The sequence below is a fragment of the Emticicia sp. CRIBPO genome (assembly GCF_009905725.1).
Taxonomy (GTDB): Bacteria; Bacteroidota; Bacteroidia; order Cytophagales; family Spirosomataceae; genus Leadbetterella.
In genome coordinates this window covers 1-592 of the sequence record NZ_JAAAKV010000038.1, presented here as the reverse complement: position 1 = coordinate 592, position 592 = coordinate 1, and the positions used below count along the sequence as shown (strand labels likewise).

1 protein-coding gene is annotated in these 592 nt (G+C 69.8%); it reads right to left on the bottom strand.

The annotated features are described in order from the left end of the window. The coding region (gene fliB / locus GVN16_RS25970; RefSeq protein ID WP_205749000.1) for a flagellin lysine-N-methylase at window positions 1–592 on the bottom strand (592 nt) is incomplete at both ends.

Sequence of the window (592 nt, the reverse complement as noted above, 5' to 3'; positions counted from 1 at the left end):
TGCCGGGTCTGGGCGGTGTAGGCGCGGATCGACTGGAGCAGGTCGCTGTCTGCGGGTACGGCCGGCGGATCATCGGACAAGAAGGTCTCGGTGACCACGCCTGCGAACAGGATCGCTTTCCAGACCGGCAGGGCGCGGTCGCGCGTGACCTCTTCGATCGCGGCGTGAACGGCCCAGCGTGCGGTCGCGCCATCCTCGGCCGGGCGTTGGTCGCGGTCATCGGGGAAGGCCATCGCGTCGGGGGCCGACAGGCAGAGCCGCGCGGCTTCCGGGCAGGACAGCTTTGCGCCCAGGTAGCGTCGGCCATCGCGCTCCCAGGTCTCGCGGGGGTAGGCGCGGCAGGTCTCGGACAGGGCGCCCTCCCCCAGCCGGTTCTGGATGGAGCAGAGCCGGGCCTCGTCGAGGAAGGGGCAGGCGCCGGAGGGCGTCAGGCTGATGCGCGCATAGGCGCCCGGCGCTCGCGGCTCCCTGAGTTTTTTCACATATCTCTGGAGATCACGGCCGAGCCCGGGCTCCTTGACCGCCATGTAGGTCTTGAACGTCGCGCGATCGATGTCGACCTGGAAGCTGGAGCAGCAGGTCTCCTCGCACG